At 73.8% G+C, this 16,701-nt stretch carries 13 protein-coding genes; 5 read left to right on the top strand and 8 right to left on the bottom strand.

The annotated features are described in order from the left end of the window. Nucleotides 1-232: 232 nt before the first annotated feature. The 5 genes from ftsZ to M446_RS38435 all read right to left on the bottom strand — a co-directional run bounded on the left by ftsZ (nucleotide 233) and on the right by M446_RS38435 (nucleotide 6,083). Nucleotides 233-2,083: a cell division protein FtsZ gene (ftsZ, locus tag M446_RS32440; RefSeq protein ID WP_012336324.1), complete on the bottom strand. Its 1,851-nt coding sequence runs from the start codon at nucleotides 2,081-2,083 to the stop codon at nucleotides 233-235. A 101-nt stretch (nucleotides 2,084-2,184) separates the two neighbouring features. After that, nucleotides 2,185-3,510: a cell division protein FtsA gene (ftsA, locus tag M446_RS32445; protein ID WP_012336325.1), complete on the bottom strand. Its 1,326-nt coding sequence runs from the start codon at nucleotides 3,508-3,510 to the stop codon at nucleotides 2,185-2,187. A gap of 52 nt (nucleotides 3,511-3,562) precedes the next feature. Continuing rightward, nucleotides 3,563-4,537 (bottom strand): cell division protein FtsQ/DivIB, encoded by a 975-nt coding sequence (locus M446_RS32450; protein ID WP_012336326.1) that lies wholly within the window; start codon nucleotides 4,535-4,537, stop codon nucleotides 3,563-3,565. A 303-nt stretch (nucleotides 4,538-4,840) separates the two neighbouring features. Then, nucleotides 4,841-5,755 carry a UDP-N-acetylmuramate dehydrogenase gene (murB, locus tag M446_RS32455; RefSeq protein ID WP_012336327.1) on the bottom strand — a complete coding sequence of 305 codons (915 nt, stop codon included), beginning with the start codon at nucleotides 5,753-5,755 and terminating at the stop codon, nucleotides 4,841-4,843. A gap of 37 nt (nucleotides 5,756-5,792) precedes the next feature. Continuing rightward, the gene (locus tag M446_RS38435; protein ID WP_043701887.1) at nucleotides 5,793-6,083 is read right to left on the bottom strand and encodes a hypothetical protein; all 291 of its coding nucleotides are present in this window, start codon (nucleotides 6,081-6,083) and stop codon (nucleotides 5,793-5,795) included. On the opposite strand from M446_RS38435, the gene M446_RS32465 reads away from it, so the two are divergent. Continuing rightward, on the top strand, nucleotides 6,082-6,348 hold the full coding sequence (locus M446_RS32465) for a hypothetical protein (RefSeq protein ID WP_012336328.1): 267 nt from the start codon (nucleotides 6,082-6,084) through the stop codon (nucleotides 6,346-6,348). The genes M446_RS38435 and M446_RS32465 overlap by 2 nt on opposite strands. Before the next feature lie 70 nt (nucleotides 6,349-6,418). On the opposite strand, the gene murC is transcribed toward M446_RS32465, so the two are convergent. The 3 genes from murC to M446_RS32480 form a co-directional block, all read right to left on the bottom strand. Continuing rightward, nucleotides 6,419-7,834, bottom strand: a complete 1,416-nt coding sequence (gene murC, locus M446_RS32470; protein ID WP_012336329.1) for a UDP-N-acetylmuramate--L-alanine ligase — start codon at nucleotides 7,832-7,834, stop codon at nucleotides 6,419-6,421. A gap of 24 nt (nucleotides 7,835-7,858) precedes the next feature. Continuing rightward, complete coding sequence (gene murG / locus M446_RS32475; RefSeq protein ID WP_012336330.1) at nucleotides 7,859-8,977, bottom strand: undecaprenyldiphospho-muramoylpentapeptide beta-N-acetylglucosaminyltransferase; 1,119 nt, start codon at nucleotides 8,975-8,977, stop codon at nucleotides 7,859-7,861. A 105-nt stretch (nucleotides 8,978-9,082) separates the two neighbouring features. After that, nucleotides 9,083-10,222, bottom strand: a complete 1,140-nt coding sequence (locus tag M446_RS32480; RefSeq protein WP_012336331.1) for an FtsW/RodA/SpoVE family cell cycle protein — start codon at nucleotides 10,220-10,222, stop codon at nucleotides 9,083-9,085. A gap of 253 nt (nucleotides 10,223-10,475) precedes the next feature. Here M446_RS32480 and M446_RS32485 point away from each other — a divergent pair, with 253 nt between their 5' ends. The 4 genes from M446_RS32485 (at nucleotide 10,476) to pgl (ending at nucleotide 16,698) form a co-directional block, all read left to right on the top strand. Beyond that, nucleotides 10,476-13,298, top strand: a complete 2,823-nt coding sequence (locus M446_RS32485; protein ID WP_012336332.1) for a bifunctional transaldolase/phosoglucose isomerase — start codon at nucleotides 10,476-10,478, stop codon at nucleotides 13,296-13,298. Between the two features lie 53 nt (nucleotides 13,299-13,351). Beyond that, nucleotides 13,352-14,326, top strand: a complete 975-nt coding sequence (gene gnd, locus M446_RS32490; RefSeq protein ID WP_012336333.1) for a phosphogluconate dehydrogenase (NAD(+)-dependent, decarboxylating) — start codon at nucleotides 13,352-13,354, stop codon at nucleotides 14,324-14,326. A gap of 127 nt (nucleotides 14,327-14,453) precedes the next feature. After that, nucleotides 14,454-15,977 (top strand): glucose-6-phosphate dehydrogenase, encoded by a 1,524-nt coding sequence (gene zwf / locus M446_RS32495; RefSeq protein WP_012336334.1) that lies wholly within the window; start codon nucleotides 14,454-14,456, stop codon nucleotides 15,975-15,977. Nucleotide 15,978: 1 nt separating this feature from the next. Next, nucleotides 15,979-16,698, top strand: coding sequence for a 6-phosphogluconolactonase (gene pgl, locus M446_RS32500; protein WP_012336335.1), 720 nt, complete (start codon nucleotides 15,979-15,981; stop codon nucleotides 16,696-16,698). The last annotated feature ends 3 nt before the right edge of the window (nucleotides 16,699-16,701 follow it).

The following is a 16,701-nucleotide window of genomic DNA, read 5'->3' on the forward strand; positions in this document are numbered from 1 at the left end:
TTCTTACGCTCTGTAACAACGCGGCGGCCCCGTTTCGGTCCCTGATTCGCTTTATATCACAGTGCTTTAGACAAGCGCCTAAGCCCCGGGACAGCGGGTCCCGGGGTGTGTCCGAAACACCTCAATGGCGGGTCGGGATGGCGTCCGTGCGGCGCCATCGCGGCCCTCCCGGGGCGCGTTCGTCCCGGTGCGGAACGGCCCCGTCCCGTTCCGGGACGGGGCGCGTCGGGGCTCAGTTCGCCTGCCGGCGCAGGAAGGCCGGGATCTCGAGCTGATCGTCGTCCATCATGCGCGGGGCGGGCGCGGCCCGGCCCTGCGGGTCGAGGTTGCCCTGGGCCGGCCGGTAGCCCTGCGGCTGCGCCGCGTAGCTCTGCGGCGCGGGGGCGCGCGGCGCCGGCGGAGCGAGCGGGGCCTGCGGGGCGCGGGCGACCGGCGGCTGCGGCGCAGGCGCGTGCAGGCCTTGAGCGTGCAGGCCTTGAGCGTGCATGCCTTGGGCGTTCAGACCTTGGGCGTGGTGCATCGCCGGGGCCTGCATGGCCGGTGCCTGGGGCGCCGCGGCCGGTGCCTCGTCGGCGCGCAGGCCTCCGAAGCCGACCGTGGCGAGGCGGCGCAGCAGCGAGGTGCGCTTGGCGTCCGGGGCGGCCTGCTGGGGCGCGGGCTCCTCGCCACGGCTGGCGCGGATCTGGGCCTGGGCCGGCAGCGGCAGGTCCTGGACCCGCGGCATCCGCGGCGCCCGCACCACCGCCGGGGACGGCGGGATGAAGGGGGCGGAGGCCGAGACCATCGGCTGCTCGACCTGGGGCGCCGGGGCCGGCGGCTCGTAGGCCGGCATCGCCCGCGGCTGGGCCGGGGTGATCTGCACCTCGTCGTGGATCAGGGCCGGCGCCATCTCGGCGCGGGGCGCCTCGGCCATCGGGGCCGCCATCGGGGCGACCGGCTCCGGCGCCGGAGCCGGGCGCGCGGGCGCCGGCTCGGCCGCCCGGTAGGCGCCGGCCGCGGGGGCCTGAGTCTGGTTGGCGCGGGCGCGGGCCTCGGCGCGCAGCCGGTCGGCGACTTCCGCGATGCGCTGCTCGGTCTGGGCGAGGTCGGGGGCGTTCACCGCGTGGGCGGTGATCAGGGCCGGCTCGATGCCGGTCGCCACCACCGAGACCCGGATGATGCCGTCGAGGCTCTCGTCGAAGGTGGCGCCCAGGATGATGTTGGCGTCCGGATCGACCTCCTCGCGGATGCGGGTCGCGGCCTCGTCGAGTTCGTAGAGGGTGAGGTCGTTGCCGCCGGTGATCGAGATCAGCAGGCCGCGGGCGCCCTTCATCGAGACGTCGTCGAGGAGCGGGTTGGCGATCGCGGCCTCGGCGGCGCGGTTGGCGCGCTTCTCGCCCGACGCCTCGCCGGTGCCCATCATCGCCTTGCCCATGCCGCGCATGATCGCCCGCACGTCGGCGAAGTCGAGGTTGATCAGGCCTTCCTTCACCATCAGGTCGGTGATGCAGGCGACGCCCGAGTAGAGCACCTGGTCGGCCATCGCGAAGGCGTCCGCGAAGGTCGTCTTCTCGTTCGCCACCCGGAACAGGTTCTGGTTGGGGATGACGATCAGCGTGTCGACGGCGGCCTGGAGCTCGGAGATGCCCGCCTCGGCGGTGCGCATCCGGCGCACGCCCTCGAACTGGAAGGGCTTCGTCACCACGCCGACCGTCAGGATGCCCATGTCGCGGGCGGCCCGGGCGATCACGGGCGCCGCGCCCGTGCCGGTGCCGCCGCCCATGCCGGCGGTGATGAAGCACATGTGGGCGCCCGAGAGCTGGTCGCGGATCTCGTCGATCACCTCCTCGGCGGCGGCGCGGCCGACCTCCGGCTGCGAGCCGGCGCCCAGGCCCTGGGTGACGCCGATGCCCATCTGGATCACGCGCTCGGCCTTGGAGGAGGTCAGCGCCTGCGCGTCCGTGTTGGCGACCACGAACTCGCAGCCGAGCAGCCCCGACTCGATCATGTTGTTGACGGCGTTGCCGCCGGCCCCGCCCACGCCGAAGACCGTGATGCGCGGCTTGAGTTCCCGGATGTCCGGCGCTTGGAGACTGATGGCCATGATGCGCGTGCCCCTTGTGGTGTCGTGAGCGCCGACCGGCGCCGGTGTGTCGTCCCGCTCGCCCCCGGGGCCTGTTCGAGCCCGGCCGGGCGCTCGATTGCTCAGAAGCTCTCCCGAATCCAGCGCCCGACGCGCTCGATGTAGGTCGAGTCCGTGTGTCCCTTGCTCCCGTGGTGCCCCTTCGGCTCGAAATGCTCGACGTGGGAGACCTGCGGGTAGACGAGGAGCCCCACCGCCGCCGAGAAGGCCGGCCCCTTGGCGGCCTCCGGCAGACCCTTGATGCCGAGCGGCCGGCCGATGCGGACCTGCCCCTGCAGGATGCGGCGGGCGACCTCCGGCAGGCCGACGAGCTGGCTCGCCCCGCCCGTGAGCACCACCCGGCGGCCGGCCTGGGCGGCGAAGCCCGCATTGCGCAGCCGGTCGCGCACCAGCTCCAGCACCTCCTCGACCCGCGGCCGGATGATGCGCACGAGCTGCGATTTCGGGATGTGATGCGGCAGGTCGCGCTCGTCCTCGTCGACGCCGTGGACCGCGATCATGTCGCGCTCGTCCGAGGCGGTGGCCATGGCGGCGCCGTAGAGCGTCTTCAGCCGCTCGGCGGCCGCCACCCGGGTCGAGAGGCCGCGGGCGATGTCCATGGTGACGTGGTGGCCGCCGACCGCGACCGCGTCCACGTGGACGAGGTGGCCGCCCGAGAAGACGCCGACGCTGGTCGTGCCCCCGCCCATGTCGACCACCGCGACGCCCATCTCGGCCTCGTCGTCGACCAGGGCCGAGAGGCCCGAGGCGTAGGGCGTGGCGATCACCGCCTCGACCCCGAGATGGCAGTTCTCGACCGCCAGCATCAGGTTGCGCGCGGTGGCGATCTCCGAGGTGACGACGTGCAGGTCGACCCCGAGGGTCTCGCCGATCATCCCCGAGGGATCGACCACGGCGCTCTGCTGATCGAGGGAGTAGCCGGTCGGCAGGGCGTGCAGGACGGCGCGGCCGGGACTGACGCTGTGCGTGCTCGCCGCCTCCAGCACCCGCTGCACGTCCGAGCCGGTGACCGGGCCGGTGCGCACCGGCACCCGCGCCTCGAAGTGCTGCGAGCCGAGCCGCCCGCCCGACAGGTTCACGATGACGGATTGCACCTCGCACTTGGCCATGCGCTCGGCGGCGTGGACCGCGTGCCGGATGGCGTTCTCGGCGGCTTCGAGATCCACCACTGCCCCGCCCTTCAGGCCGAGGGAGCGCTGGTGCCCGATGCCGATGATGCGCGCGAGGTGCGTGCGGCCGCGCAGGGTCGACAGGGTCTCGACCGGCAGGAGCTCGGCCACGAGGCAGACGACCTTGCTGGTGCCGACGTCGAGCACCGACAGGGTCGCGCTGCGCCGCGCGGAGAGCGGCTTCAGGCGGGGCGTGAGGCCGTGCTGGAGGAGACTCATGACGCAACGCCCGCGCGGACAGCTGGGATGGGGAGGGAGGGGGCGGAGCGCGTCATGTCTCGGTCCCCTTCGCCTTCGGCTTCTTCCTCATCGCCTCCTGGCGGGCGGCGGCGCCCTCCTCGGTCAGGCGCACCACGACCCGGTCGGGCATCCGCAGGTCGACCGCGATGATGTCCTTCTCCAGGAGGCGCGACTCCGCCTCGATCCGCACGAGGCGGGCCATCGCCTCCCGGGCGCCGCTCTCCGGCAGGCGCACGTCGATGCCGTCGAGCTTGAGCGTCCAGCGCCGGCCCGAGACCAGGGTCCCGGCGCGGATGCGCTCCCGCAGCGGGCCGGCCGCGTCGAGGAGGTCGAGGTATTCCTTGGTGCGCAGGTTCGCCTCGTCCCCGACCACCAGGGGCAGGGTCGCGAAGCGCCCGTCGCGCATGCGGTCGATCACGGTGCCGTCCGCCGAGATCACCGAGATCTCGCCGTTGCGCTGCCACAGGGCGCTCGGCTCGCGCTCGGCGAGCGTGACCACCAGTTCGTGCGGGTAGATCTTGCGCACCGAGACCGAGCCGATCAGCGGCACCTCGGCCAAGCGGTCGCGCACCGCCACCACGTTGAGGAAGGGCAGCGAGTTGCGCCGGTCGATGCCCGCGGCGTGCAGGATCTCGGCCGGCTGCAGCTGCACGAGCCCGGCGATCGTGACCTTGTCGAGGCCGAACCCGGCCGCGCGGGCGACGATGTCGAGGGGCGTGCCGGAGCGCGCCACCATCTCGGCATAGGCGCCGCTCGCGACGAAGCCCGCCGCGCCGACGAGGCCGAAGAAGCCGAAGACGAGGCTCGTCCCGACGAGATGCGGCAGGCGCTGCTCGGCCGGGATCGCCACCGAGGCGCGACGCGGCCGCAGGAAGCGCGGCAGGTAGCGGCTCAGATCCCCGGGCAGCCCCCTTCCGGCCGGAGCCGCGGCGGGGGCGCTGCCGGCCGCGCCGCCGGCGGGGCCGGCGGCGATCGGCGGTTCAGGAAAGCGTCCTCCACCATCCATGGGGCGAGTTCACCGAAACTGGACCCGACGCGGGCGATCTGATCCGACGCGGACGGCCCCCGGTCCCCTGGATCCGGCGTGCCGGCGGCTCCACCTCCCGCCTCGCGCCGGGGCGTGAACCCCGACGGTCGCGGATCGCTGGAGGCCGGCACGCCGCTGCCCGGGCAGCCGAGTGCTTGATGCGCCGTTAACGCCGACTCTCGAACCAGCTGGTAAATTTTCGGTTTAATTTCGCCGGCAGACGAGGTGGCGATCCACTGGTCGCGCCGGCCGTCGCGCCCGCGCAACGCCCCGCCCCGGAGCCTAGGCCGGAACACCGATCCGTTTGATTTCCCAGTGCAATTCGACGCCCGACTGCGCCCTCACCCGCGCCCGGACCTCCTCGCCCAGCCCCTCGATCTCGGCCGCGCTGGCGCCGCCCGTATTGATTAAGAAGTTGCAGTGCATCTCCGAGACCTGGGCGCCGCCGCGGCGCAGGCCGCGGCAGCCGGCCGCGTCGATCAGCTGCCAGGCCTTGCGGCCTTCCGGGTTCTTGAAGGTCGAGCCGCCGGTGCGCTCCCGGATCGGCTGGGCCGCCTCGCGGGCCGCCGTCACCCGGTCCATCTCGGCGAGGATCGCCGCCCTGTCGCCCGGCCGGCCGCGGAAGAGCGCGCCCGTGAAGACCACGCTCTCCGGCACCGCGGCGTGGCGGTAGGAGAAGCCCATCTCGGCATGGCCGAAGCGGCGGATCTCGCCCTCCCGGGTGACGCCGCGCGCCTCGACCAGCACGTCGGTCGTCTCGCCGCCATGGGCGCCGGCATTCATGCGCAGCGCCCCCCCGACCGAGCCCGGGATGCCCCGGTAGAAGGCCATGCCGTCGAGTCCGGCCTCGGCCGCGGCGCGGGCGAGCCGCACGTCCGGCACGGCGGCGCCGGCGCGGACCGTGTCGCCTTCGATCTCAATGCTCCCGAAGGCGCGGCCGCCGAGGCGGATCACCAGCCCCCGCACGCCGCCGTCGCGCACGATCAGGTTCGAGCCGAGCCCGATCACGGTGACCGGCACCTCGGCCGGCAGCGCCCGCAGCGCGGCCGCGAGATCCTCCTCGTCGGCGGGGGTGAAGAGGAGGTCGGCGGGGCCCCCGACGCGGAACCACGTCAGGTCGGCGAGCGGGTGGTCGGGCAGGAGGCGTCCGCGCAGGCCGGCGGGCGCGAGGAGCGCGAGGAGGTCGTGGGAGGTCATGGATCCATCCGCGCTCGACACGGGGTGCCGAGCGGTCTCAAGTGTGATTGACGCGGCGTCGGTGGGTCGGACCGTGGTCTTCTCGCGCGCCGCCGCCCGCGCGCTCGGCCGCTTGCCGGGCAACGTCGAGGCCCTCATCCGGGAGAAGCTCGACCCCCTCGCGGCGGAGCCGCACGCGCTGACCGACAACGTCGCCGCGCTGCGGGGACAGGCCGGCGACCGGCTCCGGGTCGGGCCTTGGCGGATCCTCTTCACGGCGGAGGGCGATCGCATCATCGTCCACGCGGTCGGGCCGCGCGGCTCGGTCGACGAGTCGGATCCGGCGCATGACCATCGTCCGCACCAAGCCCCCGGCCGGCGAGCCCCTCGCGATCCTGTCCGAGGAGGCGTTCGAGCGGCTGCGCAGCCTGCCCGAGGAGACGGAGGACGGCCGCGTCGTCGCGGCCTCCAGGGCGCGGCTCGAGGCCGGGATCCCGGCGCGCCGGCCGGCCGCGATCGAGCGGGATGAAGCCGTCGCCGACATCGAGGTGGATGCTAGGCTGGCGCGGGCGCCGCGGATCGACGTCGAGGATCTCGTCCGGCAAGCCGGATGAGCCCGCGCGCGGTCGCGGGCGGGCACCGCGCCGGTTGGCGCCCGGGGCCGCGCAGGCCTCGCGGGGCCGCTCACGCCGCCTTCTCGCCGAGCGCCGAGAGCTCGCCCGGCAGCGCGTAGGCCCATTGCGTGATGTTGCCGGCGCCCAGGCACACGACGTAGTCGCCGGGGCCGACGAGCCCGTTGACCAGGCCGGCGAGATCCTCGCTGCGCTCCAGCGCCACCGCGTTGCGGTGGCCGCGCGACTTCAGGCCCGCCACCAGCGTGTCGCGGTCGAAGCCCTCGATCGGCGCCTCGCCGGCCGCGTAGACCGGGGCCACGATCACCGTGTCGGCGTCGTTGAAGCAGGTGCAGAAATCGTCGAACAGCGAGGCGAGCCGCGTGTAGCGGTGCGGTTGCACCACCGCCACCACATTGCCCTCGGTCGAGGCGCGGGCGGCCTTCAGCACCGCCTTGATCTCCACCGGGTGGTGCCCGTAATCGTCGAAGATCTGCGCGCCGTTCCACTCGCCCGTGCGGGTGAAGCGGCGCTTCACCCCGCCGAAGCCGGCGAGCGCCCGGCGGATCGCCTCGGGCGCGACGCCGAGCTCGTGCGCCACCGCGAGGGCCGCGGTGGCGTTGAGCGCGTTGTGCTTGCCCGGCATCGGCAGGACGAGATCCTCCATCTCCAGGCGGAAGCCCGGCCGGCGGTCGCGGATCATCACCCGGAAGCGGCTCTGGCCCCCCCTCAGGTCGACGTCGATCAGGCGGACATCCGCCTGCGGGTTCTCGCCGTAGGTGATGATGCGGCGGTCCTCGATGCGCCCGACGAGGTCCTGCACGGTCGGGTGATCGATGCACATCACCGCGAAGCCGTAGAACGGGATGTTGTCGATGAAGGCCCGGAACGCGTCCTTGATGGCGTCGAAGGAGCCGAAATGGTCGAGGTGCTCCGGGTCGATGTTGGTCACGATGGCGATGTCGGCGGGCAGCTTGAGGAAGGTGCCGTCCGATTCGTCGGCCTCCACCACCATCCACTCGCCCTCGCCCATGCGGGCATTCGTGCCGTAGGCGTTGATGATGCCGCCGTTGATCACCGTCGGGTCGAGCCCGCCGGCGTCGAGCAGCGTGGCCACCAGCGAGGTCGTGGTGGTCTTGCCGTGCGTCCCCGCCACCGCCACGCAGGACTTGAAGCGCATCAGCTCGGCCAGCATCTCGGCCCGGCGCACCACCGGCAACCGGCGCTCGCGGGCCATCGCCAGTTCCGGGTTGTCGCGGCGGATCGCCGTCGAGACCACGACGAGCTCGGCCTCCGCGAGGTTCTCCGCCCGGTGGCCGACGAAGGTGCGGATGCCCTTCTCGGCAAGGCGCTTGACGTTGTAGTTGTCGGCCGCGTCCGAGCCCTGCACCGTGTAGCCGAGATTGTGCATCACCTCGGCGATGCCGGACATGCCGATGCCGCCGATGCCGATGAAGTGGATGGGTCCGAGCTTGTTCGGCAGCTTCATGGGTCGGGTGTCCTTGGCGAACGGTCAGCGGGTCGAGGCCGCGATCGCGGTCTCGACCACCAGGGCGGCGAGGCGCTCGGCGGCGTCGGGGATCCCGGTCCTGCGGGCGGCGGCCGCGGCGGCGGCGAGCCGCTCGGGCGCGCCGAACAGGGCCTCGAGATCGGCCGCGAGCCGCTCAGGAATGAAGTCCGTTTGTGGTCGGGGAAAGGCAGCGCCCGCCGCGCCGAGCACGGCCGCGTTGGCCGCCTGGTCCTGGTCGAGGGAGCCCGGCAGCGGCACCAGGATGGCGGGCCGGCCGATCACCGCGAGTTCCGCCACCGTCGAGGCGCCCGAGCGCGCCACCACCAGGTGGGCGGCGGCCATCCGGGCCGGCAGGTCCTTGAAGAAGGGCGCGACCGAGGCCGAGGCGAGCCCGGCGCGGCCGTAGATGGCCTCGGCCCGGGCGAGGTCCTCGGCCCGGGCCTGCTGCACCACGTGCAGCCGGGCGCGCAGGGGGGCTGGCAGGCGGGCGACCGCCTCGGGCACGACCTCGCTCATCACCCGGGCGCCCTGGCTGCCGCCGAAGGCCAGGAGGTTGAGCGGGCCGTCCGGCGACAGTGCCGGGTACGGCGTGTCCGCCGCCGCCAGCACCGCCGGGCGCACCGGGTTGCCGGTGTGGACGCGCCGCGCGCCCGCCCGCGCGGGCACGCCGCGCACCTCGGAGAACCCGGTCGCGATCACCGAGGCGCCGCGGGCGAGGAAGCCGTTCGCGCGGCCCATGACGGCGTTCTGCTCGTGCAGGAGGGTGGGCACCCTCAGCATCTGGGCGGCGAGGAGCGGCGGCACGGTCGGGTAGCCGCCGAAGCCCACTACCACCGCAGGGTTGAGCCGCCGCACCGCCCGGATCGCCGCCGCGAAGCCGCGGCCGAGCGTCAGGAAGGCCGCCCCGCGGGCGAGCGGCGAGCGCCCCGAGGGGGTGGCCGAGGGGATCGACACGATCTCGGAGGCCGGGAAGCCGCCCGAGAGCGCCTCGACCCGGCCGTCGCTGGCGAGCACCACCCGGATGCCGCGGTCGCGCAGGCGCAGCGCCAGGGCCTCCGCCGGGAAAAGGTGCCCGCCGGTGCCGCCGGCGGCGAGGAGGACGAGGGGTTGCGCGACCGTCATGGCGGGCCTTCCATCTCCGATGCCGGCCGCTCTTTAGGCAGGTTCGGCCGCAAGATCACCCCCGGGTTGCGTCCCTTCGGGGGCGCGCGCGCCGGCGGGCCTGCCTCACCGCGCAAGGCCCTCGTCGCGGTTGAGGAGGGCGGTGCGCGGGCGGCGCCGGGTGAGCGCGACCAGGAACCCCATCCCGAGGGCGAGCGAGATCAGCGACGAGCCGCCGGAGGAGATGAAGGGCAGCGTCATGCCCTTGGCCGGCATCAGGCGGACATTCACCAGCATGTTGATGCAGGCCTGCAGTCCGAACAGCGTCGTCAGGCCCGTGATGGCGAGCCGGCAGAAGATGTCCTCGCTGCGCCGCGCCAGCGTCAGCCCGCGCATCACGATGAAGGCGAAGAGCAGGACGACGCCGATGCAGGCCAGGGTGCCGAACTCCTCGCCCGCCACCGAGAAGATGAAGTCGGTATGCGCGTCCGGCAGGTGGCGCTTGGCCACCCCCTCCCCCGGGCCGGTGCCGAACCAGCCCCCCATCAGGAAGGATTCCTTCGACCAGAAGCCCTGGAAGTTCTCGGTCGGCTCCTTCTCGAGGAAGCGGTGGATGCGGTCGCGCACGTGCGGCAGGAACTGGTAGGCGGCCCCGACGCCGAGCAGGCCCGCCCCGCCGAGGCCCCCCACCCAGATCCAGTGCAGGCCGGCCACGAACACCATGCAGCACCACACCATGGTGAGCAGCATGGTCTGGCCGAAATCGGGCTGCAGGATCAGCGGCACGATGGTCATCGGCAGCAGCATCACCGCGAGCGTGCCGCCCGGCATGTCCCGGCGCCGCGCTCCCTCGGCGAAGGCCCAGGCGGCCAGCACCACGAAGGCCGGCTTCACGAATTCGGAGGGCTGGACGCCGATCGAGCCGAACTGGATCCAGCGATGCGCGCCCTTGATCTCCGGCCCGTACTTGGTGGCGACCACGCAGAGCACGATCCCGATCAGGTAGGTGACGAGGGCGAGCCGGCGCACGTGGCGCAGCGACAGGAACGACACCGCCAGGATCAGCCCGATCGAGGGCACCAGGAACATCACCTGGCGGTTCAGGAAGTGGAAGGTCGGCAGGCCGAGGCGCTCGGCCACGGGCGGGCCGCCCGCCATCAGGAAGACGAGGCCGATCGTCATCAGCGTGCCGAGGCCGGCGAGCAGGGCCCGGTCGACGGTCCACCACCAGTCGCCGAGATGCGAGCGTTCCGCGCGGGAGATCATGGGGTCGGGGATCCTCGCTGGCGGGCGGGCGGCCGCCCGCCGGGCCGCCGCCTGCCGGGCGTCCGCGGCCTGCGCCGCCACGGCGGGCCGAGCCGCGGGCGGCCTCTCCATCCCCTGAGGATCGGGCCGAATGGTAAACCGCGCGTTTCCGCGCCGCCCGGAACGGCCATCCTCGGCGCGAGGGGGCGATTTCCCCCTGGACAGCGGCTCCCCGCTCGCCACATTCCGGCGTGACGGAATCAGGGAGACCGGCATGAATCCGCTGAAGGCGCTGCATGCGGAGCAGGGTCAGGCCGTGTGGCTCGACTTCGTGGCGCGCGGCTTCGTCGCCGGGGGCGACCTGCAGCGCCTCGTCGCCGAGGACGGTCTGCGCGGCGTCACCTCCAACCCGGCGATCTTCGAGAAGGCGATCGGCCACTCGGACGCCTACGACGCGGCCCTGCGCGAGGCCGGCGACGGGGCGGTGATCGAGCTCTACGAGGGGCTCGCCATCGCCGACATCCGGGCGGCGGCGGACGTGCTGCGGCCGGTCTACGACGCCTCCGGCGGGCAGGACGGCTTCGTGAGCCTCGAAGTCTCGCCCTACCTGGCGATGAACACCGCCGAGACCCTCGAGGAGGCGCGCCGCCTCTGGGCCGCCGTCGGCCGCGACAACCTGATGATCAAGGTGCCGGCGACCCCCGAGGGGCTGCCGGCGATCCGGGCCCTCACCGCCGAGGGCATCAACGTCAACGTCACCCTCCTGTTCTCGCAGGAGGTCTACGAGGAGGTGGCGACGGCCTACATCGCGGGCCTGGAGGAGCTCGCCGCCAGGGGTGGGCCGGTCGGCCGGGTGGCGAGCGTCGCGAGCTTCTTCGTCAGCCGCATCGACTCGGCGGTCGACGCGAAGCTCGACGCGCGGATCGCGCGGGCGGGCGGCGACGAGAGGGCCGCCCTGGAGGGGCTGAAGGGCAAGGTCGCGATCGCCAACGCCAAGCTCGCCTTCCAGCGCTTCCGGCGGCTCTTCGCCGGGCCGCGCTGGGCGGCGCTGGCGGCCAAGGGCGCGCATCCCCAGCGCCTGCTCTGGGCCTCCACCGGCACCAAGAACAAGGCCTACTCGGACGTGCTCTACGTCGAGGAACTGATCGGGCCGGACACGGTCAACACCATCCCGCCCGCCACGATGGACGCGTTCCGCGATCACGGCCGGGTGCGGGCGAGCCTGGAGGAGGATGTCGGCGGGGCCGAGCGGGTGCTCGCCGACCTCGCGCGCGCCGGCATCGGCCTCGACGCGGTGGCCCGGGACCTCGTCCGCGAGGGCGTGCAGCTCTTCGTCGACGCCGCCGACAAGCTCCTCGGCGCGGTGGCGGCCAAGCGGGCGCAGATCCTGGGCGACCGCCTCGACCGCCAGGCCCTGTCGCTCGGCGCCCTGCGAGAGGGCGTCGACAGGGAAGCCGAGCGCTGGCGCGCCGAGGGGCTGGTGCGCCGCCTGTGGCAGCGCGACGCCTCGGTCTGGACCGGGGCCGACGAGGCGCGCTGGCTCGGCTGGCTCGACATCGTCGCGGACCAGACCGCCCGGGCCGGCGACTACGCCGCCTTCGCCGAGGAGATCCGCTCCGAGGGGTTCACGGACGCGGTGGTGCTCGGCATGGGCGGCTCCAGCCTCGGGCCCGAGGTGCTGGCCGAGACCTACGGCCGGCGGCCCGGCTTCCCGCGCCTGCGCATCCTCGACTCGACCGACCCGGCGGAGGTGAAGGCCGTCGAGGCGGCGGTCGACCTGCCCCGCACCCTGTTCATCGTGGCGTCGAAATCCGGCTCGACGCTCGAGCCGAACGTCTTCCGGGACTACTTCCTCGCCCGCATGCGCGAGGTCGTGGGCGAAGCGGCCGGGCGCCACTTCGTCGCCGTGACCGATCCGGGCTCGGCCATGGAGAAGGCCGCCACCGCCGACGGTTTCCGGCGGATCTTCCACGGCGTGCCGGAGATCGGCGGCCGCTACTCGGTCCTCTCGGCCTTCGGGCTGGTGCCGGCGGCGGCGAGCGGCATCGACGCGGCGGCCTTCCTGGAGGGCGCGCGCCGCATGGTGCGGGCCTGCGGCCGGGACGTGCCCCCGGCGGTCAATCCCGGGGTCCAGCTCGGCCTCGCCCTCGGGATCGCCGCGCGGGAGGCGGGCCGCGACAAGGTCACGCTCGTGGCCTCGCCCGGCATCGCGACCTTCGGGGCCTGGGCCGAGCAGCTCATCGCCGAGTCGACCGGCAAGGAGGGCAAGGGCCTGATCCCGATCGACAACGAGCCCCTCGGGGCGCCCGAGGTCTATGGCGGCGACCGGTTCTTCGTCTACCTGCGCCTCGACGACGGCGCCGACGCGGCCCAGGATGCGGGCGTGGCGGCGCTCGAAGCCGCCGGCCACCCGGTGGCGCGGATCGCGCTCGCCTCCCGCGAGGGCTTGCCGCAGGAGTTCTTCCGGTTCGAGATCGCCACGGCGGTCGCCGGGGCGGTCCTCGGCATCAACCCGTTCGACCAGCCCGACGTCGAGGCGAGCAAGATCAAGACGCGGGAGCTGACGGAGGCGGCCGAGCGGGACGGCGCGCTGCCCCCGGAGACGCCGCTGGCGCAGGATGCGGGCCTCGCCCTCTACACGGACGCGGCCAATGCGCAGGCGCTGCGCGAGGCCGGGGCCGCGGACCCGGAAGGCCTGATCCGCGCGCTGATCGGGCGGGCGGGCGCGGGCGACTACGTCGCGCTCCTCGCCTACGTGGCGCGCAACGCGGAGAACCTCGCCCCCCTGCAGGCGGCGCGCCTCGCCCTGCGCGACGGAAAGCGGGTGGCGACCTGCGTCGAGTTCGGGCCGCGCTTCCTGCACTCGACGGGCCAGGCCTACAAGGGCGGGCCCGACAGCGGCGTCTTCCTGCAGATCACCGCCGAGGGGCCGGACCTGCCGATCCCCGGCCGCGCGGTCGGCTTCGGCACGGTCCTTGCGGCGCAGGCGCGGGGCGATTTCGGGGTCCTGTCGGAGCGCGGGCGGCGGGCGCTGCGCGTCCACGTCAAGGGGGACCTCACGGCGGGGCTCGATCGAATCCGCCGGGCCCTGACCTAACTGGTGGCGGGTGCGCGGCCGCCTCGGCCCCGCACGGGACGCGGAGGGGCGCGATGCAGCTCGGGATGGTCGGTCTGGGGCGGATGGGCGGCAACATCGTGCGGCGGCTCATCCGGGCCGGCCACGGCGCGGTCGTCTACGACCGCTCGCCCGAGGCCGTGGCGGCCCTGGTCGAGGCGGGCGCGGCCGGTGCCGCGACCCTGGAGGAGTTCGTCGCCAAGCTCGGCCGGCCGCGGGCGGCCTGGGTGATGCTGCCGGCCGGTGCCCCGACCGAGGAGACGGTCGCGCGCCTCGCCGAGCTGATGGAGCCGGACGACGTCGTCATCGACGGCGGCAATTCCTTCTACAAGGACGACATCCGGCGGGCGGCGCGGCTGCGCGAGAAGGGGCTGCACTACGTCGACGTCGGCACCTCGGGCGGCGTCTGGGGGCTGGAGCGGGGCTACTGCATGATGATCGGCGGCGCCAAGGAGGCGGTCGACCGGCTCGACCCGATCTTCGCCGCCCTGGCGCCGGGCCTCGGCGAGGTGCCGCGCACCCCGGGCCGCGAGGGCCGCGATCCCCGCGCCGAGCAGGGCTACATCCATGCCGGCCCGAGCGGGGCGGGCCACTTCGTCAAGATGATCCATAACGGGATCGAGTACGGCCTGATGCAGGCCTACGCGGAGGGCTTCGACATCCTGCGCCACGCCAATTCGGAGGAATTGCCGGAGGCGCAGCGCTTCGACCTCGACCTCGGCGACATCGCGGAGGTGTGGCGGCGGGGCAGCGTGGTGTCGTCCTGGCTCCTCGACCTGACGGCGGCGGCGCTGGCGCGGGACGAGCACCTCGACGCGTTCTCGGGCTTCGTGGTCGATTCGGGCGAGGGGCGCTGGACCCTCAACGCCGCGATCGAGGAGGCGGTGCCGGCGAACGTGCTGGCGGCCGCCCTCTACGCCCGCTTCCGCTCGCGGGAGACCGCCTCCTTCGCCGACAAGCTGCTCTCGGCCATGCGCAAGGGCTTCGGCGGCCACCAGGAACCCCGGTAGCGCGTTGTCCGACGAAGCGGCCGCCCCTTCTTCGTCGCGGAACACGCGTCCGCAGCAAGGACCGAGAGCAGGACCCGGCGGCGGCGTGATCGGATCCTGCTCTCGTGGCACGACCCCCGGAGCCCCCATGACCGAACGGATCGGCCGCACGAGCGCCCCGCCCGCCCCCGCCTGCACCCTGGTGATCTTCGGGGCGACCGGCGACCTGACGCACCGGCTCCTGATGCCGGCCCTCTACCACCTCGCGCGCTGGAACCTCCTGCCGGAGCGCTTCGCGATCGTCGGGGTGAGCCGCAGCGAGATGTCCTCGGAGGCCTATCGCGACGACCTCACCGGGAAGGTGCGGGGCTTCGTGACCGCCAAGGGCGGCGAGGCGGGCGGCGGCTCCTTCGACGAGGCGGTCTGGAACCGCCTCGCGCGGCGGATCACCTACCTGTCGGGCGACCTCGCCGAGGCCGGGACCTTCGCGCGCCTGAAGGCCCGCCTCGCCGAGGTGGCGGGGGCGCCGGAGGGCGGCAGCGCCCTGTTCTACCTCGCGGTGGCGGCGAGCCTGTTCGGACCGACGGTGACGCGGCTCGGGCAGGCGGGGCTCACCCGGGCGCCGGAGGGCGCGTGGCGGCGGGTGATCATCGAGAAGCCCTTCGGCCACGACCTCGCCTCGGCCCAGGCCCTCAACCGCGAGATCCGCGAGGTGCTCGCGGAGGAGCAGATCTTCCGCATCGACCATTTCCTCGGCAAGGAGACGGTCCAGAACATCATGACCTTCCGGTTCGGGAACGGGCTGTTCGAGCCGCTCTGGAACCGCGACCACATCGACCACGTGCAGATCACCGTGGCGGAGACCGTGGGCGTCGAGGGCCGCGGGCGCTTCTACGAGGCGACGGGCGCGCTCCGGGACATGGTGCCGAACCACCTGTTCCAGCTCTACACCCTGGTCGCCATGGAGCCGCCGATCTCCTTCGCGCCCGAGGCGGTGCGCGACAAGAAGGAGGAGGTGCTGCTCGCCACCCCCTCGGCCGCCGTCGAGGCGGCGGTGCGCGGGCAGTATGCGGCGGGCCGGGTGCAGGATCGCCGCGTGCCCGATTACCGGCGCGAGCCCGACGTCGCCGCGGACAGCCGCACCGAGACGTTCGTGGCGCTCAAGCTCGGGATCGACAATTGGCGCTGGGCCGGGGTGCCGTTCTACCTGCGCACCGGCAAGGCGATGGCGCGGCGCGACACCGAGATCGCGATCCGCTTCAAGCAGGCGCCCCTCGCCCTGTTCCGCGGGACCGGCGTCGACGCGGCAGTCGAGAACTGGCTGATGCTGCAATTGCAGCCCGACGAGGGCATCTCGCTGCAATTCGGCGCCAAGGTGCCGGGGCCGAGCGTGCGGCTCGACACCGTGGAGATGCGCTTCTGCTACCGGGACTTCTTCCAGGTCGAGGCGAGCACCGGCTACGAGACGCTGATCTACGACGCGATGACGGGCGATTCGACCCTGTTCCAGCGGGCCGACATGATCGAGGCGGGCTGGCGCATCGTGCAGCCGATCCTCGATGCGCCCGCGCGCGAGCCCGCCCCCTACCCCGCCGGGAGCGCCGGCCCGGCCGAGGCGGACGACCTCCTGGCGCGCGACGGGCGGGCGTGGCGCCCGCTGGGAACGCACTGACATGGCGATCCTGCCTCCCGGAACCGAGGTGCTGCCCGACGCGGAGGCGGTCGCCCGGGCGGCGGCCGAGCGGCTGGTGGCGCTCGCCGCGGCACCCGGGACCTGCCGGGTCGCGCTGGCGGGCGGTTCGACGCCCAGGCGCCTCTACGGGCTGCTCGCCGGCCCGGACTTCCGCACGCGGCTGCCCTGGGGGCGGATCCACTGGTTCTTCGGGGACGAGCGCGTCGGCCCCGCGCCGGAGGCCGGCAGCAACCGGCGCATGGTCGAGGAGGCCTTCGGTCCCGATTCGCCGCTGCCGCCGGGCCACCTCCACCCGATCCCGACCGGGCCGAGCCCGGAGGCCGCGGCGGAGGCCTACGCGGACCGGCTGCGGGCCGCCTACGGGGGCGCGGTCCTCGACCCGGCCCGGCCCCTGTTCGACCTCGTGCTGCTCGGCCTCGGCGAGGACGGGCACACGGCCTCGCTGTTCCCGGGCAAGCCGGAACTCGCGGCGGAAGCCTGGGTCGTCGCCGTCCCGGAGGCCGGGCTCGCGCCCTTCGTGCCGCGGGTGAGCCTGACCTTCCCGGCCCTGGCCTCGGCGCGGCTGGTGCTCGTCCTCGTCACCGGCGAGGGCAAGCGCGCGCCGCTGGCGCGCCTCGCCGCGGGGGAGGACCTGCCGGCCGGCCGCGTCCGGTCCGCGGGCGACCTCGTCTGGCTGCTCGACGCGGCCGCGGCCGGCTGACGC

This window comes from Methylobacterium sp. 4-46 (assembly GCF_000019365.1).
Lineage (GTDB): Bacteria > Pseudomonadota > Alphaproteobacteria > Rhizobiales > Beijerinckiaceae > Methylobacterium.